At 51.5% G+C, this 20331-nt stretch carries 22 protein-coding genes; 14 read left to right on the top strand and 8 right to left on the bottom strand.

Annotated features, from left to right (window positions below; all coding sequences use genetic code 11):
• Positions 1 to 62 precede the first annotated feature (62 nt).
• The 13 genes from ACKWCC_RS10590 (at position 63) to ACKWCC_RS10530 (ending at position 12590) form a co-directional block, all read left to right on the top strand.
• Positions 63 to 596, top strand: a complete 534-nt coding sequence (locus tag ACKWCC_RS10590; protein WP_413995906.1) for a DUF6913 domain-containing protein — start codon at positions 63 to 65, stop codon at positions 594 to 596.
• Between the two features lies 1 nt (position 597).
• Entirely contained in the window at positions 598 to 1500 is a 903-nt protein-coding gene (gene dapA / locus ACKWCC_RS10585; RefSeq protein ID WP_413995905.1) for a 4-hydroxy-tetrahydrodipicolinate synthase, read from the top strand.
• Between the two features lie 244 nt (positions 1501 to 1744).
• Positions 1745 to 2566 (top strand): outer membrane protein assembly factor BamD, encoded by an 822-nt coding sequence (locus ACKWCC_RS10580; RefSeq protein WP_413995904.1) that lies wholly within the window; start codon positions 1745 to 1747, stop codon positions 2564 to 2566.
• Between the two features lie 13 nt (positions 2567 to 2579).
• Positions 2580 to 2912: a DNA-directed RNA polymerase subunit omega gene (locus ACKWCC_RS10575; RefSeq protein ID WP_413995903.1), complete on the top strand. Its 333-nt coding sequence runs from the start codon at positions 2580 to 2582 to the stop codon at positions 2910 to 2912.
• Complete coding sequence (coaBC, locus tag ACKWCC_RS10570) at positions 2912 to 4123, top strand: bifunctional phosphopantothenoylcysteine decarboxylase/phosphopantothenate--cysteine ligase CoaBC (RefSeq protein WP_413995902.1); 1212 nt, start codon at positions 2912 to 2914, stop codon at positions 4121 to 4123. Before ACKWCC_RS10575 ends, coaBC begins: the two co-directional genes overlap by 1 nt.
• Positions 4116 to 5009 (top strand): type IX secretion system protein PorD, encoded by an 894-nt coding sequence (gene porD, locus ACKWCC_RS10565; RefSeq protein WP_413995901.1) that lies wholly within the window; start codon positions 4116 to 4118, stop codon positions 5007 to 5009. The genes coaBC and porD overlap by 8 nt, the downstream gene beginning before the upstream one ends.
• Before the next feature lie 53 nt (positions 5010 to 5062).
• Positions 5063 to 6718, top strand: coding sequence for a DNA repair protein RecN (gene recN / locus ACKWCC_RS10560; protein WP_413995900.1), 1656 nt, complete (start codon positions 5063 to 5065; stop codon positions 6716 to 6718).
• A gap of 84 nt (positions 6719 to 6802) precedes the next feature.
• The gene (locus ACKWCC_RS10555) at positions 6803 to 7609 is read left to right on the top strand and encodes an enoyl-ACP reductase FabI (RefSeq protein ID WP_413995899.1); all 807 of its coding nucleotides are present in this window, start codon (positions 6803 to 6805) and stop codon (positions 7607 to 7609) included.
• A gap of 47 nt (positions 7610 to 7656) precedes the next feature.
• Entirely contained in the window at positions 7657 to 8676 is a 1020-nt protein-coding gene (locus ACKWCC_RS10550; protein WP_413995898.1) for a glycosyltransferase family 2 protein, read from the top strand.
• Complete coding sequence (locus ACKWCC_RS10545; RefSeq protein ID WP_413995897.1) at positions 8673 to 9632, top strand: CdaR family protein; 960 nt, start codon at positions 8673 to 8675, stop codon at positions 9630 to 9632. The genes ACKWCC_RS10550 and ACKWCC_RS10545 overlap by 4 nt, the downstream gene beginning before the upstream one ends.
• On the top strand, positions 9629 to 10210 hold the full coding sequence (coaE, locus tag ACKWCC_RS10540; protein ID WP_413995896.1) for a dephospho-CoA kinase: 582 nt from the start codon (positions 9629 to 9631) through the stop codon (positions 10208 to 10210). Before ACKWCC_RS10545 ends, coaE begins: the two co-directional genes overlap by 4 nt.
• A gap of 83 nt (positions 10211 to 10293) precedes the next feature.
• Positions 10294 to 11874: a sensor histidine kinase gene (locus ACKWCC_RS10535; protein ID WP_413995895.1), complete on the top strand. Its 1581-nt coding sequence runs from the start codon at positions 10294 to 10296 to the stop codon at positions 11872 to 11874.
• A 5-nt stretch (positions 11875 to 11879) separates the two neighbouring features.
• A complete protein-coding gene (locus ACKWCC_RS10530; RefSeq protein ID WP_413995894.1) occupies positions 11880 to 12590 on the top strand; it encodes a response regulator transcription factor in 711 nt (236 codons plus the stop codon).
• Between the two features lie 52 nt (positions 12591 to 12642).
• Here ACKWCC_RS10530 and ACKWCC_RS10525 read toward each other — a convergent pair whose 3' ends face one another.
• From ACKWCC_RS10525 to ACKWCC_RS10495, 7 genes are read right to left on the bottom strand one after another with little or no spacing between them, the layout of a single operon-like run.
• Complete coding sequence (locus ACKWCC_RS10525; protein ID WP_413995893.1) at positions 12643 to 13137, bottom strand: gluconokinase; 495 nt, start codon at positions 13135 to 13137, stop codon at positions 12643 to 12645.
• On the bottom strand, positions 13124 to 14047 hold the full coding sequence (miaA, locus tag ACKWCC_RS10520; protein WP_413995892.1) for a tRNA (adenosine(37)-N6)-dimethylallyltransferase MiaA: 924 nt from the start codon (positions 14045 to 14047) through the stop codon (positions 13124 to 13126). Before miaA ends, ACKWCC_RS10525 begins: the two co-directional genes overlap by 14 nt.
• A complete protein-coding gene (locus ACKWCC_RS10515) occupies positions 14040 to 14912 on the bottom strand; it encodes an ion transporter (RefSeq protein WP_413995891.1) in 873 nt (290 codons plus the stop codon). Before ACKWCC_RS10515 ends, miaA begins: the two co-directional genes overlap by 8 nt.
• Positions 14909 to 16282 (bottom strand): exonuclease domain-containing protein, encoded by a 1374-nt coding sequence (locus ACKWCC_RS10510; RefSeq protein WP_413995890.1) that lies wholly within the window; start codon positions 16280 to 16282, stop codon positions 14909 to 14911. Before ACKWCC_RS10510 ends, ACKWCC_RS10515 begins: the two co-directional genes overlap by 4 nt.
• A 44-nt stretch (positions 16283 to 16326) precedes the next feature.
• Positions 16327 to 16980 carry a YggS family pyridoxal phosphate-dependent enzyme gene (locus ACKWCC_RS10505; protein ID WP_413995889.1) on the bottom strand — a complete coding sequence of 218 codons (654 nt, stop codon included), beginning with the start codon at positions 16978 to 16980 and terminating at the stop codon, positions 16327 to 16329.
• Between the two features lie 31 nt (positions 16981 to 17011).
• Positions 17012 to 17899 (bottom strand): 3-hydroxyacyl-CoA dehydrogenase family protein, encoded by an 888-nt coding sequence (locus ACKWCC_RS10500; RefSeq protein WP_413995888.1) that lies wholly within the window; start codon positions 17897 to 17899, stop codon positions 17012 to 17014.
• Positions 17892 to 18869 carry a Gfo/Idh/MocA family protein gene (locus ACKWCC_RS10495; RefSeq protein WP_413995887.1) on the bottom strand — a complete coding sequence of 326 codons (978 nt, stop codon included), beginning with the start codon at positions 18867 to 18869 and terminating at the stop codon, positions 17892 to 17894. The genes ACKWCC_RS10500 and ACKWCC_RS10495 overlap by 8 nt, the downstream gene beginning before the upstream one ends.
• Positions 18870 to 19005: 136 nt before the next feature.
• Between ACKWCC_RS10495 and ACKWCC_RS10490 the strand changes: the two genes are divergently transcribed.
• A complete protein-coding gene (locus ACKWCC_RS10490; RefSeq protein WP_413995886.1) occupies positions 19006 to 19647 on the top strand; it encodes a protein-L-isoaspartate(D-aspartate) O-methyltransferase in 642 nt (213 codons plus the stop codon).
• 195 nt (positions 19648 to 19842) lie between these two features.
• Here the strand turns inward: ACKWCC_RS10490 and smpB are convergent, their stop codons facing one another.
• Positions 19843 to 20307 carry an SsrA-binding protein SmpB gene (gene smpB, locus ACKWCC_RS10485; protein WP_413995885.1) on the bottom strand — a complete coding sequence of 155 codons (465 nt, stop codon included), beginning with the start codon at positions 20305 to 20307 and terminating at the stop codon, positions 19843 to 19845.
• Between the last annotated feature and the right edge of the window lie 24 nt (positions 20308 to 20331).

Below are 20331 nucleotides of genomic sequence, written 5' to 3'. Positions count from 1 at the left end.
GCCCTAACTTCGTCATACGGGTTGAACGGATATTATTTACATTTGTGAAAATGTAAAAATACATGTTTTTCAAAGCAGTTAAAGACAAGTTCAAACGGAGGTCCGGAGCAAAAAGCCTGGCCGGCCTGTTGGAAAGGGATGTACCGTCTTTGGACCGCCCCCCCGGAATACGTTCTTTGGGATGTATAGTGAATTTGGACACCTTTGAAAAAGCGGATGTGTTTTACGAGTTGTTGGAGGAGTTTTCCCTACGGCCCAATGCGGTGAAGATCATTGGGTACAAAAAGCTCCACGACAAAAACTCCCCCTATGCACTCCCTGTTTTTTCCGATAAGGACTTGGGGTGGAACGGCCGTATCGAAAACAGTTATGCCTTGGAGTTCCTGAACAGGGAGTACGATGTGATCATCAATTATTACAAGGAAGATAACTTGCTGCTAAATCTCATGTCCATACAGTCCAAAGCGCGCATTAAAGTTGGTTTTGTCCAAGTGGGCAAGGCTTATAATGACATTATGTTGCAAACGCCCTATGACGATTTTAAGTTGTTTAAAAGTGAACTTAAGAAATACCTGGGCATTTTAAAAGAGATTTGAAATGAAAGAGTTGAGAGGAACCGGTGTTGCTTTGGTAACCCCTTTTACGGGGGAAGGACAGATTGATGTGCCTGCCTTGACAAGGTTGGTGGAGCACTGTGTCTCCGGTGGCGTGGACTATCTTGTGGTGCTTGGCACAACGGCAGAGAACGTTACTTTGGGCAACGCGGAAAAAAAGCTGGTCACGGACACGGTGGTAAAGGTCAATGCAGGCAGGTTGCCCGTTGTGCTGGGCCTGGGCGGGAACAACACCCGAGCGCTTTGCGAGGCGCTTTTGCAGCTCGATCCCGGTCCGTTCACGGCCATTCTTTCGGTTTCACCCTATTACAATAGGCCCACCCAAGAGGGCATTTACCGGCATTTCAAGGAAATAGCCGCGGTTTCGCCCTTGCCCATTGTGCTCTACAACGTTCCCGGCCGTACCGGGAGCAATATGGAGGTGGAAACCACGCTGCGCCTGGCCAGGGAGCTGCCCAATGTCGTGGCCATTAAAGAGGCTTCCGGTGACATGGCACAGACCCTGCGGCTCATTGCCCAGAGGCCACCGGGCTTCTTGGTGCTCTCCGGGGAAGACATGTTGGCCTTGCCCACCGTTACCGCAGGTGGGGACGGGGTCATATCTGTGCTGGGACAGGCTTTTCCGTCCCGTTTCAGTGAAATGATCCGGTTGGGGGCAAACGGCGGCACCAGCGAGGCCTACGCAAGGCACTATGAACTACAGTCCGCTATGGAACTTATTTTTCAGGAAGGCAACCCGGCAGGCATCAAAGCACTGCTGGAGCAGCTCGGGATCTGTCGTGCCCACGTAAGGCTGCCCCTGGTGGAGGCCTCGGAATCCCTGAAAAAAAAATTGCTGGCCTGTAACCAGGCCTTGACCCCTGTGGCGCTGAACAAATCCTTCTAGGCGCACCGCAAACGGCCATCACGCCCTGGGGCCGTGCCGGGCCATTGATGTGGGCGCCCGATCATCGCGTCCTGGGGTGTTTCCCGGGAAGGAGTGGCCCATTGGCTGAGGGCATTTCAAGAAAACAAACACACAAATCCTTTTTAACCAATGGATTATGGGTTTTTTTCTATGCTTTTGAGGGGGCTCGGAAATGTTTTTTAAATTCGGCCAATATGTTTACTTTTGCAGGATGTTTTCGAAGATGCGATATATAGGAGTGCTTTTTGGCGTGTTCTTGCTGCACACCTCTTGCAGTGAGTACCAAAAAGTGCTCAAAGAGGAGGACGTGAAGGCCAAGTATGACATGGCGGAGAAGTTCTATGAGGAAAAGGACTATAAACGGGCCAACAGACTGTTGGAGCAGATCGCACCCAAGTATGTGGGCAAGCCACAAGGGGAGCGGGTCATGTTCTTTTTGGCGGACACTTACTTTAAAAGGGGGGATTACAACATGGCGGGCTACCAATTGGAGCGCTTCATCAAATCCTATCCCAAGAGTGATAAGGTCGTGGAAGCGTCCTTTTTGGGCGCCAAAAGCTATTTTGAACTTTCCCCGGTCTATTCCCTGGACCAGACCGATACGGACAAGGCACTGTTGAAGCTGCAGAATTTTATAAACACCTACGGGGAATCGGAGTTTTTTGATGAGGCGAACGAGATGGCCCAAAAGCTCACCACCAAAAAAGCCCGCAAGGCCTTTGAAATCTTGAAGCAGTACAACAAACTGGGCGAGTTCAATTATGACATGCTCAAATCTGCCATCGCGGCCAGTGACAATTTCATCTCCGGTTTTCCGGGATCGGAATTTAGGGAGGAGGCCCTTTTCATTAAAGTACAGGCAGCCACCAACCTGGCCATCAACAGTTTTCAGAGTTTACAGCGGGAGCGCTTCCAGACCGCGATGGAGGCCTACAAGGCCTTTGTAAAACAATACCCTGACTCCAAATTCAAGGACGAAGTGGCAGACCTTTTGGAAAAGATCCAAAACGGTCTTGAACCTTCCACCGAAGAGATTTCAAAATAAAAGTTTTCAACCTATGAACATGAACGATCTAAAAAATTCCAAGGCACCCGTAAGTACCGTTACCATCAACAAGAACGAGTATGATGCCCCCACCAACAATATCTACGAGGCCATTTCCATAACGGCCAAACGGGCGGTGCAGATCAATTCCGAAATCAAGAAAGAGCTTTTGGAAAAATTGGAGGAGTTTGCCACCTACAGCGACAGTTTGGAAGAGGTTTTTGAGAACAAGGAGCAAATAGAGGTGTCCAAGTTCTACGAAAAACTGCCCAAGCCCCATGCCCTGGCCGTGGAGGAATGGTTAAACGATAAAATATACCATAGGAACACCGAGAAAGACGGATAATGGGAGCGTTGGGCGGTAAGAACATCCTTTTGGGCATCACTGGGGGGATCGCCGCTTACAAGACCACATTTCTGGTACGTTTGTTCATAAAAGCTGGCGCCAACGTTAAGGTGATCCTTACCGAGAGCGCCAGTTCCTTTGTTAGCCCCCTGACCCTGGCTACGCTTTCCAAACATCCGGTCATTGTCAATTTCGTGAAAGAGGAGGGCCATACCGTGGATTGGAACAACCACGTGGCCCTGGGCCTTTGGGCAGACTACATGCTGGTGGCACCGGCCACGGCCCATACACTATCAAAAATGGCCCACGGGAACTGCGATAGCATTCTGTTGGCCGCCTACCTCTCTGCCAAATGTCCCGTTTTCTTTGCCCCGGCGATGGATCTGGACATGTACCGGCACCCCAGTACGGTGGAAACCTTTGACAAACTCAAGTCTTTTGGGAATATCATGATCCCTGCCACGGCCGGCGAGCTGGCGAGCGGTCTTTATGGCGAGGGGCGTATGGCAGAGCCCGAAGACATTCTCTCCTTTATGGAGGCACACCTTGGAAAGGACCTGCCCCTGGCCGGAAAACGGGTGCTGATCACGGCCGGGCCCACTTACGAGGCCATAGACCCCGTACGCTTTTTGGGCAACCACGCCACCGGGAAAATGGGTTTTGCCCTGGCGGAGGAAGCCGCGGCACTGGGGGCCACCGTGGTGCTGATAACCGGGCCCACCCATTTGCGCACCGAGAAAGATGGGATAGAAACCATCAGGGTCACCGGGGCCAACGAAATGTACGGGAAGGCCCACGCCCATTTCGCTGATGCGGACGTGGTGATCTGTGCCGCCGCGGTGGCAGATTACCGTCCCAAAACCGTGGCCAAACAGAAAGTAAAGAAGCAAGGGGACCGCATGGTGCTGGAACTGGTGCCCACCAAGGACATTTTGTTCTCCCTGGGACAGCAAAAAAAACAGCAGTACCTCGTGGGGTTTGCCTTGGAGACGGAAAATGAACTGGAAAACGCAAAGGCCAAACTGGTGCGCAAAAACTTGGATGCCATTGTGCTCAATTCCCTGAACGACCCTGGGGCGGGCTTCGGGGCCAGCACCAATAAAATTACCTTCATTGATACCAATTTTAAAATAGAAACGTTTCAATTAAAGACCAAGGCCGAGGTGGCCAAGGACATCTTTAACGAGATCATAAAAAGAAGGTATGCGTAATTGGGCCATTGTAACGGTATGGTTGCTCATGGGCTTGTGGGCCAAGGCCCAAGAGCTCAACTGCACGGTTACCGTGAATTCCGATCAGGTCTCCCAGACCAACCAGCAGATTTTTAAGACCTTGGAACGTTCCTTGACCGACTTTGTCAATAAACGGAAATGGACCAACCGGGTGTACAAGGAAAACGAGCGGGTAAACTGCCAGATGTTCATTACCGTAACGGATTATGAGGCGGATCGCTTTACCGCCAACATACAGATCCAGTCTTCCCGGCCCGTGTACAACACCTCTTATGAGACGCCCATTTTCAATTACAAGGACAACCAGTTCAACTTTCAGTACATAGAGTTCCAGCCCTTGGTGCTCAACGAAAATGTCTTTGAATCCAATTTGGTGGCCGTGGTAAGCTACTACGCCTATATTATTTTGGGTCTTGATGCGGATACCTTCTCCCTGGAGGGGGGCACCGAGCTGTTCAGAAAGGCCCAACAACTGACCACGCAGGCCCAAGGCAGCAGTTTTGCGGGTTGGAACCAGGACGCCTCGGACAACAGGACGCGCTTTGACCTGATCAGTGACCTGCTCTCCAATACCTACAAGGAGTACCGGGTGGCCATGTACAATTACCACCGCAAGGGCATGGATGTCATGGCAGACAACAACAGCGCCGGAAAGCAGGTGGTGGCGGGGACCATGAACCTCTTGGAGACCATGGTGCGCAGAAGGCCCAATGCCTTTTTGATCGCCACTTTTTTCGATGCAAAGTCAGATGAGATACGCAACCTGTTTTCCGATGGCCCCAAGGTGGACATTGTGAAGCTCAAGGAGACCCTGAACAAGATCGCGCCCCTCTACTCCAGTACCTGGAACGAGATCACCTACTGAATCTTTTCTCAATTCAGAATATGGGTTACCTTTGTCCTGTTAAATCCTGAACGGTGCTGGCCAAACTCTCCATTTCCAATTACGCCTTGATCGACAATCTCCAAGTGGATTTTGACGGTGGTTTTTCCGTGATTACGGGAGAGACCGGGGCGGGGAAGTCCATTCTTTTGGGCGGGCTGTCACTGGTGTTGGGCAAACGGGCCGACCTGTCTTCCCTCAGGGAAAAGGGGAAAAAGTGCATTGTGGAGGCCGATTTTAAGATTGCCGACTATGGCCTGGGACCTTTTTTTGAGGAACATGACCTGGACTATGAAGAGCTTACCGTGGTCCGTAGGGAAATACTGCCCAGCGGGAAGTCCAGGGCCTTTATAAACGACACCCCGGTGAACCTCGGCGTGCTCTCCCAATTGGGCGATCACCTGCTGGACATCCACTCACAGCACCAGACCCTGCAGTTGACCGAGAACGCTTTTCAGTTTAAACTGGTGGACGCCCTGGCCGGGACCAAAGACGAGCTTTTGCGCTACAAAGGCCTGCTCTCCCAATACCAGAGTGCACAAAAGGCCTTGGAGGCCCTACAAATTGCCCAACAAAACGCCCTAAAGGAAAAGGATTACAATGCCTTTTTGCTCTCCGAACTGGAGGCGGCACCCTTGGAGCATGGCATTCTGGAAACTTTGGAGGAAACCCACGCGCAGCTGAACAATATGGAGCTCATCACCGAAGAATTGGCCAAGGGAACCCAGCTGATGGAGGATGAGCAAATGGGATTGCTGCAGCTCGTGGCGGCCTTGCGGCAGACCCTGGGAAAATTGAGCGGCTTCAATGCCCAATATGCGGATGTTTTTGCCCGGGTACAGGCCGTGGCCATAGAACTGGACGATATTGGCCAGGAACTGCACCGCTTTCAAGACAGGCTGGAGGCCGACCCAGGGAAGTTGGAGGTGGTCAATGCCCAGTTGCAGGCCCTCTATGATCTTCAAAGAAAACACGGGGTGCAGGAAATCACAGAGCTCATTGCCGTAAGGGACGCCCTTTCCCAGCAGGCATTTGAAACGGCTTCGCTGGAAGAGAAAATGGCCCAAAAGACCCAGGAAATATCCCAATTGAGGGAACGGCTCCAGGCATTGGCGGCAACACTGACCAAAAAGCGCAACAAGGCGCTACCGGGCCTAAAGGCACAATTGGAGGCAGACCTGTCCCAGTTGGGGATGCCCAGCGCATCATTTGAGATCGGGCTACGGCCCGAAACCGAGTTCAAGGCCAATGGCAAGGACGCGCTGCGCTTCCTCTTTTCGGCCAACAAGGGAACGGCCCACGGCGAATTGAAGAAAGTGGCATCGGGCGGTGAGCTGTCCCGCATCATGTTGGTGATCAAAGCGCTTTTGGCCAAGTACGAAAAACTGCCCACCATCATGTTTGATGAGATCGATACCGGGGTCTCCGGCGAAATCTCCCAAAAAATGGCTCAGATCATGCATCAAATGAGCCAAGAAATGCAGGTCTTTTCCATTACCCACTTGCCCCAGGTGGCCTCTAAGGGTGCCCACCACTTTAAGGTGTTCAAGTTTGATGAAAACCAAATGACCCGTACGGACATGAAACGCCTTGGCACGGACGAAAGGATCACGGAACTGGCACAAATGCTGGGGGGAAAGCAACTCACGGATTCTGCCCTGGCCCACGCCAAACAGCTCTTGGATGCCTAAAGGGACAGGCAGCGATTCGGGCAGGGCAATCCACATATTTTGAATATCTTTGCCCACATAATTTTAACATTACACCATCTGACTATGGCATACGATCTACTCAAAGGGAAACGAGGCATTATTTTTGGCGCACTGGACGAGAATTCCATCGCCTGGAAGACCGCGGAAAGCGTTCATAACGAAGGAGGGCGCTTTGTCCTTACCAATGCCCCCATTGCCATGCGAATGGGGCAGATCAAGGATTTGGCCAAAAAAACGGGCTCCGAAATCGTTCCGGCCGATGCCACCAGTATGGAAGACCTGGATGCCCTCGTGGCCAAGGCCACTGAAATCTTGGGCGGTAAGCTGGACTTTGTGCTGCATTCCATAGGGATGTCCGTCAATGTGAGAAAAGGTAGGGCCTATACCGATCAGAAGTACGACTTCACGGCCAAGGGCTGGGACGTGAGCGCCCTGTCCTTCCACAAGGTGATGCAGGCCCTCTACAAGGCGGATGCCATGAACGAATGGGGCAGTATTGTGGCCCTTACCTATATGGCGGCACAACGATCTTTCCCAGATTACAATGATATGGCGGATAACAAAGCATATCTGGAATCGGTGGCGCGTAGTTTTGGGTACTTCTTTGGAAAGGAAAAGAAGGTGCGGGTAAACACCATTTCCCAATCGCCCACACCTACCACGGCAGGTCAAGGGGTCAAGGGATTTGATGGTTTCATCAGCTATGCCGAAAAAATGTCGCCCTTGGGTAATGCCACCGCCCAGGACTGTGCCGATTATACCCTTACCCTGTTTTCGGACCTCACCAGAAAGGTGACCATGCAAAACCTTTTCCATGATGGGGGCTTCTCCAATACGGGCGTGAGCCAAGAGGTCATTGAAAAGTTCTAGCCCCTCCCCACCGGCCGTGGGCAGGCCCGCCCCGAAACCAAGATAGGATGGATGTGTTCTTTTCCTTCATAGTTCCCGTGTACAACAGGCCCCAGGAGGTGGGGGAGCTGTTGCACAGCCTTGCCCAACAGACCTATGCCGAACCCTTTGAGGTGGTGGTCGTGGAAGATGGATCTACCCAGACCTCCGCCGCCGTGGTACGGGAGTATGCGCAACGGCTCACCATCTCTTACCATCAAAAACTTAATTCAGGACCGGGCAGTTCGCGGAACTACGGGATGGAAAGGGCCCGGGGGAATTACTTCATCATCTTGGATTCGGACTGTATCCTGCCGCCCCATTATCTAAGTGCGGTCCAGCGGGCCCTGGAAGAAGACTTTGTGCACTGTTTTGGCGGCCCGGATGCCGCCCATGCCTCCTTTACACCCGTGCAAAAGGCCATAAATTATGCCATGACCTCCCTGTTCACCACCGGGGGCATACGGGGCGGCAAGAAATCCGTGAACCGCTTTCAGCCCAGAAGTTTCAATATGGGCATTTCCAAGGAAGCCTTTGGCAAGGTGGGCGGGTACGGGAACATTCACCCGGGGGAAGACCCGGACCTTACCATTCGGATCTGGAAGGAAGGGTATGGAACCAGATTGTTCCCAGAGGCCTATGTGTACCACAAGCGACGTATTGACTGGAACAAATTTTATGTGCAGGTGAACAAATTTGGTATGGTGCGCCCCATTTTAAATCAATGGCACCCCCATACCGCCAGTGTGGTGTATTGGTTTCCCACCGTTTTTCTGTTGGGGCTGGTGTTGGCCCTTGTGCTCCCCCTGTTGGGGCTTTGGTGGCCCATTTTGGGGTATGGTGCCTATTTTATGCTTCTTTTGGCAGATGCCCTGATCAAGACCCGAAGCCTCCGGGTCTCGCTCATGGCGCTTTGGGCCACCCTGGTGCAATTTTTTGGTTATGGACTGGGTTTTCTCAAATCCTATCTGTATCTTAAACTTGGGCAGAAGAATGCGGAGCAACGTTTTCCAAACCTGTTTTTTGATTCTAAAGGGCAAATGAGGTGATCGAGCGCATCAAGGTAGGTCTTGGCAAAAGAAAGGTACAGGTCTTTTTGGTCTTCCTGTCCTTTTCCGCCCTTTCTTGGTTTGTGAACAGTCTGGGCAAAACCTACGTGGGCAACAGCTCCTTTGGCATCCAGTACGTAAATGTGCCCAATGCCTTCCGCCTCGCCGAAATGCCCAAGGAAGACATCCAAGTAAGACTGGAGACCGTTGGATTCCAATTTTTGGGACTGTCCCTGCGCAAGCGCATGCTGCAGTTGGACCTCTCACAAACCTCAAAAAAGGATTCCATGTATTTTTTGGCGCCCTTGGTCTATAAGCGGCAAATAGAGAACCAGTTGCCCGCGTCCATAAGGCTGTTGGACGTGGAGCGCGATACCCTGTTTTTTGATCTCACCAAGATCGTGTCCAAATGGGTGCCCGTGGTGCCCAGGGTCTCTTACCAATTGGCGCCAAACCATACCTTAAAAGACGGGTTGGTGGTCTATCCGGACCGGGTGGAGGTGAGCGGCCCAAGTTCGGAAATAGATACCATTGCCCAGCTGCAGACGAGCCCCTTGGACCTGGGAACCATCAAGAGTGATTTTTCCACCAGCCTCCCCCTTGCCAAAGCTGAAGGCCTCACCTTTACCACCTTGTCCCCAAACTCGGTTACGGTCAGCGGTAGGGTCTTTCGGTTTTCGGAAAGGGTGCTTTCCGTTCCCATTACGCCCGTAAATGTGCCGGACAGCCTGGAAATGATCCTTGTTCCCAAGAAGGTGGAGCTGGTCTGCCAGGGGAAATTGGAGGATTTGGAAGCCGTTGCGGCAAGTTCCTTTAGGGTGCTGGCAGACTACCAATTGGCCAAGGAGCGGACCGATGCCACAACCCGATTGGTGTTGGAGAACTGGCCCACGGTCCTGAGCCATGTGCGCTTGCAAACGGATGAAGCGGCCTTCATCATAAAAAAAAGACCATGATCGTAGGCTTAACAGGAGGTATAGGCAGTGGCAAGTCCACAGTGGCCAATGTGTTCAGGGAGTTGGGCGTTCCCGTTTACGATTCGGATGCCGAGGCCAAATTGTTGATGCAAGGGAACGCAGCGGTCAGGGCCGCCATCATGGACCTGTTGGGAAAGGATTCCTACACCGATCAAGGATTGAACCGGGCCCACATTGCCAAAAGGGTCTTTGCGGACAAGGAGCTGTTGCAAGCGCTCAACGCCATAGTGCATCCCGCCGTAAAAAAGCATTTTCTCCAGTGGCAAAAAGAACAGCGCTATCCCTACGTGGTTCAGGAGACCGCCCTCATTTTTGAGAACGGCGCGGCCGATCGCTACGATAAGATCATCCTGGTCACCGCCCCGGAGGAGGTGCGCATACAGCGGGTCATGCAGCGCGATGGCGCCAGTAGGGAGGCCGTTCTGGCCCGGATGGAGCATCAATGGAAAGATGGGGTCAAGATACCGCTGTCAGACTTTGTCATACATAATCTGGAGGTGGGGAAAACCCGGGAAAGGGTCAAGGAAATAAACGCTGCTTTGCTTCCATTTCATTAGGCATTCTGGGATTTTAACATTTTTGTTAAGTTTTGGTTAAACGTGTCCAACCCCTTGGGCTAAATCTGTAATTTTAACAAAATATGAATAAGAGGTTGTTTGTGCTCTTGGTGGTCTTAATGAGCATATCGCTCATTGGCCTCATCGTTGTTCAGAGTTATTGGATCAAGCGATCGGTGGATGATAGTGAGGAGCAGTTTTCCCACACCGTTTCCGAAGTTTTGAGCAGCGTGACCCGGAAAATTGCAGAACGGGAGACCAAAAATTACTTTGATCGGTACCTAAGGGCCAAGGACAGCGTTGGGGAGCTCAAGGGAAAGCAGCTCACCAATTTCTTCTTCATAGACAGGGATATCAACTCCAATGAGATCTTGCTCTATGAGCACGGTATCTTGGAGGAAGATTACGGCATATCCTCCACGTTCTTTGATAGCGGGGATGGTGGTGATTCCACCATCATCAAAAATTACACCAGCAAGCGCACCACCTCCATATTCAAGGAAGATTTTGACCTGGACGGAAAGCGGTTCCGGTTGAACCCCATACAGCGGGTGGAAAAAATTGGCGGCCTGTCGGCCATGGAAAAGGCCGCGATGGAAGATATGTTCGGCACTTACGCCAAACGTGTCCCCATACACAAGCGCGTCTCCAAACAAGAGATAGAATTGCTGCTACAGCGAGAATTGGAGAACAGGGGCCTGGGCATCAATTTTGAATATGGGGTCTATAGCAACGGGCTGCCCACCAAAGTGAAGTCCAGAAGGTTCAAGTACGTGAAAGAGAACGTTTACAGAGCGCCCATGTTCACGGATTTGGAGGGCAGTTCCAGTTTTTCGCTCTTGGTGTCCTTTCCCAAAAAGAAAGGCTTTCTGGTACAGTCCATTTTGGGTTTGGCGCTGCTGTCCCTTTTGTTCACGATCATTATCGTGGTGGCCTACTCGGGAGCCATTTACCAGTTGATCCGGCAAAAACAGATCTCTGAGATCAAGACCGATTTCATCAACAACATGACCCACGAGTTCAAAACGCCCATTGCCACCATAAACCTGGCCGTGGAGGCCATTAAGAATCCAAAGATCATTGCCGATCAGGAAAAAGTGGGCCGCTATCTTAAAATGATACGCGATGAGAACAAAAGGATGCACGCACAGGTGGAGAATGTGCTCCGGATCTCCAAACTGGAAAAAAACCAGTTGGACATCAGTAAGGATAGGGTAGATGCGCACGACCTAATAGCGGACGCCATTTCCCACGTGGAGCTGATCGTGGCCGACCGGGGTGGATACATAAAAACCCACTTGGAGGCAGAGCGGAGCGAGATATTGGCCAATGAAATGCATTTTACCAACGTTTTGGTGAACATCTTGGACAACGCCATAAAGTATTCGCCCGAAGCCCCCAAAATTGATGTCCATACAGAGCGGGCCAAGAATTTTATCATCATAAAGATAAAGGATGAAGGGGCCGGTATGGGCAAGGCGGCATTGAAAAAGGTGTTTGAAAAGTTTTTCCGTGAACATACCGGAAACATACACAACGTAAAAGGGCATGGGCTGGGATTGGCCTATGTTAAAAAAATAGTCGAAGATCATCAAGGCGAGGTCTATGCGGAAAGTGAAAAAGGCAAGGGCAGCACTTTCTACGTTAAAATGCCCTTAATATGAATATTATGGAAACAGTGAACAAGAAGATACTTTTGGTGGAGGACGACCCCAATTTTGGAATCGTTCTTAAGGATTATCTCTCCATGAACGATTTTGACGTTACCTTGGCCAAAAACGGAATGGAAGGATTTGAAAAATTTAAAAAGGACAACTATGACATCTGTATCTTGGATGTGATGATGCCCTACAAGGATGGCTTTACACTGGCCAAGGAAATCCGTGAAAAAAATGAGAACGTGCCCATTGTGTTCCTCACGGCCAAGACCATGAAGGAAGATGTGCTAAAGGGGTACAAGGCAGGGGCCGATGATTACCTGAACAAGCCCTTTGACTCCGAGGTGCTCTTAATGAAATTGAAGGCCATTTTGCAAAGAAAGGCCACCAACGGCCTGGCCGACAGCAAGAAGTTTGAGTTCACCATTGGCGGGTTCCATCTGAACTCCAAACTGCGTTTTCTCAAGTACAAGGACGAAGAGGCCATAAAGCTCTCCCCCAAGGAGAACGAGCTGTTGCGCCTTTTGGCCTTGCACGAAAACGATCTCATGCCCCGGGAACTGGCGCTTACCAAGATTTGGAGGGACGACAATTACTTTACCTCCCGAAGTATGGACGTTTACATTGCCAAATTAAGGAAGTACCTGAAACGCGATGATACTGTGGAGATATTGAACATTCATGGCGAGGGCTTCCGTTTGGTGGTTAAAACGGAGGAATGACACCGGACCACAAAACGAAACAAGATTGAAAAACGCCCCACAGGGCGTTTTTTTATGCCTTCAAGACCGTTGTGATCTGGCGCACCAGCTGTTGGGGGGTGTGGCCAATGGACACTTCAATGGCATCTTTTGGGGGCTCCAGTGCATCAAACTGCGACTGTAGCAAGGCCCTGGGCATGAAGTGGCCCGTCCTGTCCTTCAATCGGTTCATGATCTGGTCCATTGAACCGGACAGGTGCACAAAGACGGCCATATTCGCAAGGCCTTCCACCAAAATGGTCCTGTACCTTTCCTTCAGGGCAGAACAAACAATAACGGCGCCGCTGGTTTGGTGTTCCTTGGCCAATCCGTTCAATCGGCACAGCCAGGGGGCCCTGTCTGCATCATTCAAAGGACGGCCACCCGCCATTTTGTCAATATTGGCCTTGGGGTGGTAATCGTCCCCATCAAAAAAAGGAATCCCCAGATCCTTGGCCAGCAATTTGCCCACGGTGCTTTTTCCACTGCCGGACACCCCCATTACATAAACAATTCTAGGCCGGTTCATCTTCTTTGTTTACCATTTGATCGATCCAGGGCAATAGCGCGTGCTTTTTGTAATCGTGGTCCAGCCAGTGGGTGTCTTGGTTTTTTCGGAACCAGGTGCCCTGGCGTTTGGCAAAGCGCCTGGTGTTTTTCTTTATTTCCATTACGGCGGTGTCCAGGTCATATTGCCCATTGAAATGGGCAAAGAGCTCTCTGTACCCCACGGTTTGCAGGGCATTCAGGTCACGGTACGGGTAAAGCGCCCTGGCCTCTTCCAAAAGTCCTGTTTTCATCATGGCCTCCACCCTGGCTTCAATACGGGCGTACAAAATTTCCCTTGGGGCCCTGAGCCCCACGGTGACGATCCTGAAGTTTCGCTTTTCCCGTTGCTTGTTCAAAAAACTGGAGTAGGGCTTTCCCGTGCCCAGGCAGATTTCCAGGGCACGGATGAGCCGGTGCGGGTTGTTGCGGTCCACGCGCTGCCAATGTTCGGGGTCCAATACGGAAAGTTCTTGCTGCAGCGCCTTGAGGCCCTTGTTGCGCCAAAGGGTGTTCAATTCCGTTCTCAAGGAGGGGTCCACTTCGGGAAAATGGTCCAGCCCCTTTGTCACGGCATCCACATAGAGTCCGCTTCCGCCCACCAAAATGGCCTTGTTGCGGCTTTTAAAAGTGGTTTTCAGCACCGCCAGCGCGTCCCGTTCAAATTGCCCCACGGAATAGGGGTCATGCACGCTTTTGTGCTGTACAAAATGGTGCTGGGCACGTTGCAGTTCCTCCTGGGACGGTACGGCGGTTCCCACCGTCATCTCCCTATAGAACTGTCTGGAGTCCGCAGAGAGGATCTCCGTGCCGTAGTGCTCGGCCAACACTAGGGAAAGCTGGGTTTTGCCAATGGCCGTGGGCCCCACAATGCAGATGAGCGTATCAGTCATTCAACAATCCTCCACAGTGATAACAATGGGTGGCATCGTCCCGGTGGCCCTCACTGGTGCAGTGGTGGCAGACCTGGGTATTCAAGTGCACCCTTTTTTCAATGGTCTTGGCCTTGGCCTTCTTCTTGGAACCTTTTTTTCTGTAGTTTCCCGCAAATTCTGCCGATACAATGCCCGTGGGCACGGCAATGATGCCATAACCAATGATCATGATCAGGGTGGCAATGGACTGCCCCAGGGCGGTCTGGGGCGCAATGTCCCCGTAGCCCACGGTGGTGAGGGTAACAATGGTCCAATAAATACTTCTGGGAATACTCGTAAACCCGGCCTCATCGCTCTCTATGAGATACATCACGGTGCCCATCATCACGGAAAGGATCAGGACCACATAGATGAATACCACGATCTTGGTCCTGCTGGCCTTGAGGGCCTGTTTTAATTGGGAGGCCTCGCCAATGAACTTTACCAGTTTTAGAATTCTGAAGATGCGTAGCATCCTAAAGATGCGGAAAGCCAGCAACACCTGGGAACCCGCAAAAATATAGGACAGGTAGAGCGGAATGGTGCTGATGAAGTCAATGATGCCATAAAAACTGAAAATGTATTTGGAGGGCTGGCGTATGCAGACAATGCGGGCAATGTACTCTATGGTAAAAAAAATGGTGACCACCCACTCCATGAACAGCAGTTGGTCATGGTACTTTACGTCTATCTCCTTTACGCTTTCCAGCATAATGAGCACCACGCTGAACAGAATGAGGATAATGAGAAATATATCAAACTGTTTGCCCAAGGGGGTGTCTGCCTCATAAATGATTTCATGAAGTCTATCTCGCCAGTTCTTTTTTGGGCTTTCCGCTGTCAATTTTCCTGTGGTAAGGGGATTTCCTTGATGTGCTTACTTTTTCTCAAAAATTCCTCAATGATGAAATGGGCATTCTCGGTGGCCTCCATTGGGGTAATGAACTTCTCTAAAATGGATAAATGGGTGATCTGGTGGTTAAGCGTAAAATATCCGGTGCCCAATAGGGCGCCATTTTTAATGACCACCACCGACTTTTCGCCCACCTCGCGGCCCTTGTCCACCAAGATGACATTCTTGCCATATAGGCTGCCTTCCCCAAGGGCGCGCAAAACCCTTTTGTTGTACTTTTCCGCGGGCTCCACACCGGAGCAGGCCCCGTGGCAACCCCCGTCCGCATATTTGGCACAGTTTTTTTTGGCTTCGCTAAAGCCGTTCAATTTGTCGCAAAGGTCGTGTTCCACACCAATCTTATGTAGGTGGTTTTTGGCTCCCAACATGCTCTTGAACCTTCCCCGTCCGGGCTTTTTTGGATTCCAGGGCACTGCCCCAATTTGGTAATGCCCCGTCTGGTTCTTGGTTATCTCCAAGGTATGCGAAAACATGGCTTTACGGGATATCTGGTTGTACCTGGGCCGATTTTTTTTGAGTTCCGCATGTTCCTTCAAAATGGCCATAAGCTCGCTTCCGGTACGTTCAAAAGTGACTTTCTTTGTCGTTTTCACCAATTTCCGTGCTTCTGCACCGCTTTTTGTAAAGAGTTGGTTCACCCTTTTTTTAATGTCCTTGGTTTTACTAAGGTACACAATTTCCCCATCCTTGTCGTGCATGTAAAAGACGCCCGTGGCATTGGGAAGGCTTCGTACAATGTCCAGTTGTTTCTCTGAAAGCTCCCCGTGCTGTTCCTTTCGAATGGTTTCTGTAATGATCATTTTTTCCGTGTCCTTGGCCAAAAGCAACTTAAACAGCTGCAAGGTGGCCAGGGCATCGCCATTGGCGCGGTGCCTATCGCTGACCGGAATGCCCAGGGAGCGCACCAATTTCCCCAAACTGTGCGATTCGGCATCGGGCAGCAATCTTTTGGAAAGATCAACGGTGCACAGGCTCTTGCGCTCAAAATTATAGCCCAATCGTCTAAATTCGGTGCGCAGTATGCGGTAATCGAACTGTGCGTTGTGGGCCACCAAAACGGAATCTTCGGTGATTTCCACGATGCGCTTGGCCACCTCATGAAACTTGGGGGCGGTGCGCAGCATCTTGTTGTTTATGCCCGTAAGGTTTACCACAAAGGGCTGTATGGGTTTCTCGGGGTTTATGAGGCTAATGAAACGATCTACCACTTCATGGCCATTGAACCGGTGAATGGCAATTTCGGTAATGCCCTCCTCATTGTATTTGCCCCCGGTGGTCTCAATGTCTAAAATGGTGTACATGCCTGTTTGTTCGGTTCTGCGGTCTTATATGGACGCGGGGTCCTTTAGTTTCGTGCCCCAAAGATACTACTTCCAATGCGTACCATGGTACTCCCTTCGGCTATGGCCACGGCATAGTCGCCGCTCATCCCCATGGAAAGTGTTTCCAGACCGCCAAATTTTGGGGCCAGGGCATCAAAAAGTTGTTTTAGTCCTCTGAACTCGCGCCGTACCTGGTCCATATTGTCGGTAAAGGTGGCCATGCCCATGAGCCCTTTTACGTTCACGTGCTGCAATGCCTTGAACTCTGGATCATCTGCGAGTGCGGCCAATTCTGCTTCGTCAAAACCGAACTTGGTGTCTTCCTCGGCAATGTGCACTTGCAGGAGGCAGGAGATGACCCTCTGGTGCTTCTGGGCCTGTTTGTTTATTTCCTTGAGCAGTTTTAAACTGTCCACCCCGTGCACCAGGGCCACAAAGGGCGCCATGTACTTTACTTTGTTGCGCTGCAGGTGGCCGATCATGTGCCATTCAATGTCCTTGGGCAGTGCTTCCCATTTGCGGGTCATCTCCTGCACCTTGTTTTCCCCGAATATGCGCTGGCCGGCCCCATAGGCCTCCAAAAGGTCTTCCTTGGGCTTGGTCTTTGAAACGGCCACAAGCTCCACGTGGGGGGGCAGCTCGGCTTTAATGCGCTTTAAATTGTTCTTTATGGTCATACTGACGGGAAAGGAATTAAAAAGGTGGAGGTCATAGGAACTGGGGGGCTACCCGTTCCGCTTTTTTGGAACTGCTGTAATCGTAAAAGCCCTCGCCGGACTTCACCCCCAATTTTCCGGCCATAACCATATTCACCAGCAGGGGAGAGGGCGCGTATTTATCTTTTTTGAAACCCTTGAACATCACCTCCAAAATAGAGAGGCAAACATCCAACCCAATAAAATCGGCCAGTTGCAAGGGCCCCATCGGGTGGGCCATGCCCAGTTTCATCACCGTGTCTATCTCCGCTACCCCCGCCACGCCGTGGTGCAGGCTTTCCACGGCTTCATTGATCATGGGCATCAGGATCCTGTTGGCCACAAAACCGGGATAATCGTTCACCATCACCGGGGTCTTGCCCAAGGCTTTGGAAAGTTCCATCACTTTTTTCAAGGTGGCATCCGAGGTGCTGTACCCCTTAATGACCTCTACCAAGCGCATCACCGGCACGGGATTCATAAAGTGCATGCCTATGACCTGTTGCGGTCTGTTTGTGGCCGCCGCGATCTGGGTAATGGAAATGGAGGAGGTGTTGGTGGCCAATAGGCAGTCTGCCGGGGAAAGGGCATCGAGCTGTTTAAAGATATCCAACTTCAAGGAGGTGTTCTCCGTGGCCGCCTCTACCACCAGTTGTGCCTGGGTAAGCCCGGGGGCCATTTCCGTAAAGGTGGTGATGTTGCCCAAGGTAAACGCTTTTTCCCCGGGGCCTATGCGCTCCTTGGCCAGCATGCGGTCCAGATTTTTGGCAATGGTGGCCAAACCCTTTTCAAGGGCGTCTTTGGAGGGGTCCACCAGGGACACTTGGTGGCCGTGCTGTGCAAATACGTGGGCAATGCCATTGCCCATGGTGCCAGCGCCCAAAACGGTAATCTTATCCATAGTTTTCGGTATTGAATGCGTCAATGATGTTCAGGGCCACCCGGAGGGCATTGGTGCCCTGTTCAAGGGACACCACGGGGGTCCGGTCCTTGGCAATGGCCTCGGCAAAGGACTCCAGCTCTTCCAAAATGGCATTGTTGGGCGCCACTTCCGGGTGCTCAAAATAAATCTGTTTCTTTTCCCCTTCGGCATTTTGGAGCAGCATGTCAAAATCCCCCGGGGTCTCCGGCGCATCCTTCATCTTTACCACTTCCACTTTCTTTTCCAAAAAATCGACGGAAATATAGGCGTCTTTTTGGAAAAAGCGCGATTTGCGCATGTTCTTGAGGGAAATTCGGCTGGCCGTTAAGTTGGCCACGCAGCCGTTTTCAAATTCCACCCGGGCATTGGCAATGTCGGGCGACTGGCTAATGACGGCCACACCGCTGGCATTGATGCGCTTTACCTTGCTTTTAACCACGCTCAGAATGGCATCTATGTCATGGATCATCAGGTCCAGCACCACGGGCACGTCCGTACCGCGGGGGTTGAACTCGGCCAAACGGTGGGCCTCAATGAACATGGGGCTGTCAATGCTCCCCTTTACCGCTTTAAAGGCGGGGTTAAAGCGCTCCACGTGGCCTACTTGCCCCTTTACCCCATGCTTTTTTTCCAACCGCAGCAAGGCCTCGGCCTCGGCCAGGGTATTGGTTATGGGTTTTTCCAAAAAGACGTGCTTCCCCTTGGTCATGGCCCTTTGGGCGCAGTCGTAATGGGAGAGGGTGGGCGTTACAATGTCCACCACCTCCACCGCATCGATCAGGGCATCCAGGGAATCAAAAAAGGTGTGGCCCAAGGAGCGTGCCACCTCCTTTCCGTTCTCGGCATCGGCATCATAAAAACCCACCAGCTCATAGGCAGGGGAGGCCTCGAGCAGCTTAAGATGTATCTTGCCCAAATGTCCGGCGCCCAAAACTCCTATTTTCAACATGTATTTTTCTTTCCCCAAAAATAAGCATACTTGTGTAGTTAACGGAACGCAAGGGCCAAAATAGCGCTGCCAATGTGTGCTTTTTGGTGTGCGATTCTTTAAAAGAAGTTTAACTTTGTGCACAAACCAAGTACTTTTGAAAGATACCTTAAAGCACAAAGGAATGCGCAATCAACTGGCAAATCTGCTGGTTGAAAAAGGCATTACGGACCGCGCGGTGCTCAAGGCCATAAGAACGGTGCCCAGGCACTTGTTCATGGACAGCGGATTTGAGGGGCACGCCTATCAGGACAAAGCCTTCCCCATTGCGGCGGACCAGACCATTTCCCAACCCTACACCGTGGCCTTCCAGACCCAATTGTTGCAGTTGCGCCCGGGAATGACCGTCTTGGAGATCGGTACCGGTAGCGGTTACCAGACCGCGGTGCTCTTGCACTGTGGGGCCAAGGTCTATACCATTGAACGGCAACTGGAACTCTTTAAAAAAACCAACCTGTTCTTTAAAAAGATGCACTACAGGCCCAAAAAAGTGGTTTTTGGCGATGGCTACAAAGGCCTTCCGGAGGAGGCCCCCTTTGATCACATTTTGGTCACGGCCGGGGCTCCGGAACTTCCCAAAGCCCTCTTGGCCCAAGTAAAGGTGGGCGGCAGTCTGGTCATTCCCATAGGGGAAAACGATCAGATCATGACCCGTTTTCTGCGTACGTCGGAAAAGGCGTTTGAGAAAAGTGAATACGGGAATTTTAAATTTGTGCCCCTATTGGAAAACAAGAATTAAGATGGTTTTGCCCTACGGGCGATGATCGTTGGGAAAGGTCGTGGGGGCCGCACCATCAAAGTGCCTTGTTCCCTGCCCAAAAGGCAACCGCTGGCGGAGCCATCCCAAAAATCCTGTTCGCGGGTGGCAAGAAGGGATGCCGAAACATCCAACAAGGACAGGATGGGGCAGGCCGGAAAGGCAGCGGCCGCCGGCTCAGCCGTTGTTGAAGCTCTTCTTTACCCGGTCCAAGTTGCGTTTGTTGTCCCGGTCCCTGATGGTCTCCCGTTTGTCGTACAGTTTCTTTCCCTTGGCCAGGGCAATGTTCATTTTGGCAAGGCCACGGTCATTGATAAATACCCTTAGGGGCACAATGGTGAGCCCGGAGGCCTTTACCTGCTTTTGCAGTTTCTGCAGTTCCCGTTTGTTTAGGAGTAATTTGCGCTCCGCCTTGGGCCTGTGGTTAAAATGGGAGGCATGGGAGTACTCGTCTATCTGCATGTTCACCACGAAAAGCTCCCCCCGGTCATTGAACTCGCAAAAGCTCTCGGCTATGGAAGCGCGGCCTTCCCGCAAGGATTTGATCTCCGTGCCTGCCAGCACAATGCCCGCCGTAAAGGTGTCCAGCAGCTCGTACTCAAAACGCGCCCTTTTGTTTTTGATGTTCACCGTGTTCTGCATGGGTGCAAAAATAAGACAATAGTT

Origin of the sequence: Maribacter aquimarinus, assembly GCF_047345505.1 — a bacterium.
Taxonomy (GTDB): Bacteria; Bacteroidota; Bacteroidia; order Flavobacteriales; family Flavobacteriaceae; genus Maribacter.
Note: the sequence above shows the minus strand (reverse complement) of the source record. Positions and strands in the feature narration are given on the sequence as shown.

Bases quoted from the DNA above. Each gene is read 5' to 3' on its own strand.
- ACKWCC_RS10590 (WP_413995906.1), top strand. From the start codon at position 63: ATGTTTTTCAAAGCAGTTAAAGACAAGTTCAAACGGAGGTCCGGAGCA.
- dapA (WP_413995905.1), top strand. From the start codon at position 598: ATGAAAGAGTTGAGAGGAACCGGTGTTGCTTTGGTAACCCCTTTTACG.
- ACKWCC_RS10580 (WP_413995904.1), top strand. From the start codon at position 1,745: ATGCGATATATAGGAGTGCTTTTTGGCGTGTTCTTGCTGCACACCTCT.
- ACKWCC_RS10575 (WP_413995903.1), top strand. From the start codon at position 2,580: ATGAACATGAACGATCTAAAAAATTCCAAGGCACCCGTAAGTACCGTT.
- coaBC (WP_413995902.1), top strand. From the start codon at position 2,912: ATGGGAGCGTTGGGCGGTAAGAACATCCTTTTGGGCATCACTGGGGGG.
- porD (WP_413995901.1), top strand. From the start codon at position 4,116: ATGCGTAATTGGGCCATTGTAACGGTATGGTTGCTCATGGGCTTGTGG.
- ACKWCC_RS10555 (WP_413995899.1), top strand. From the start codon at position 6,803: ATGGCATACGATCTACTCAAAGGGAAACGAGGCATTATTTTTGGCGCA.
- ACKWCC_RS10550 (WP_413995898.1), top strand. From the start codon at position 7,657: ATGGATGTGTTCTTTTCCTTCATAGTTCCCGTGTACAACAGGCCCCAG.
- coaE (WP_413995896.1), top strand. From the start codon at position 9,629: ATGATCGTAGGCTTAACAGGAGGTATAGGCAGTGGCAAGTCCACAGTG.
- ACKWCC_RS10535 (WP_413995895.1), top strand. From the start codon at position 10,294: ATGAATAAGAGGTTGTTTGTGCTCTTGGTGGTCTTAATGAGCATATCG.
- ACKWCC_RS10530 (WP_413995894.1), top strand. From the start codon at position 11,880: ATGGAAACAGTGAACAAGAAGATACTTTTGGTGGAGGACGACCCCAAT.
- ACKWCC_RS10525 (WP_413995893.1), bottom strand. From the start codon at position 13,137: ATGAACCGGCCTAGAATTGTTTATGTAATGGGGGTGTCCGGCAGTGGA.
- miaA (WP_413995892.1), bottom strand. From the start codon at position 14,047: ATGACTGATACGCTCATCTGCATTGTGGGGCCCACGGCCATTGGCAAA.
- ACKWCC_RS10510 (WP_413995890.1), bottom strand. From the start codon at position 16,282: ATGTACACCATTTTAGACATTGAGACCACCGGGGGCAAATACAATGAG.
- ACKWCC_RS10505 (WP_413995889.1), bottom strand. From the start codon at position 16,980: ATGACCATAAAGAACAATTTAAAGCGCATTAAAGCCGAGCTGCCCCCC.
- ACKWCC_RS10500 (WP_413995888.1), bottom strand. From the start codon at position 17,899: ATGGATAAGATTACCGTTTTGGGCGCTGGCACCATGGGCAATGGCATT.
- ACKWCC_RS10495 (WP_413995887.1), bottom strand. From the start codon at position 18,869: ATGTTGAAAATAGGAGTTTTGGGCGCCGGACATTTGGGCAAGATACAT.
- smpB (WP_413995885.1), bottom strand. From the start codon at position 20,307: ATGCAGAACACGGTGAACATCAAAAACAAAAGGGCGCGTTTTGAGTAC.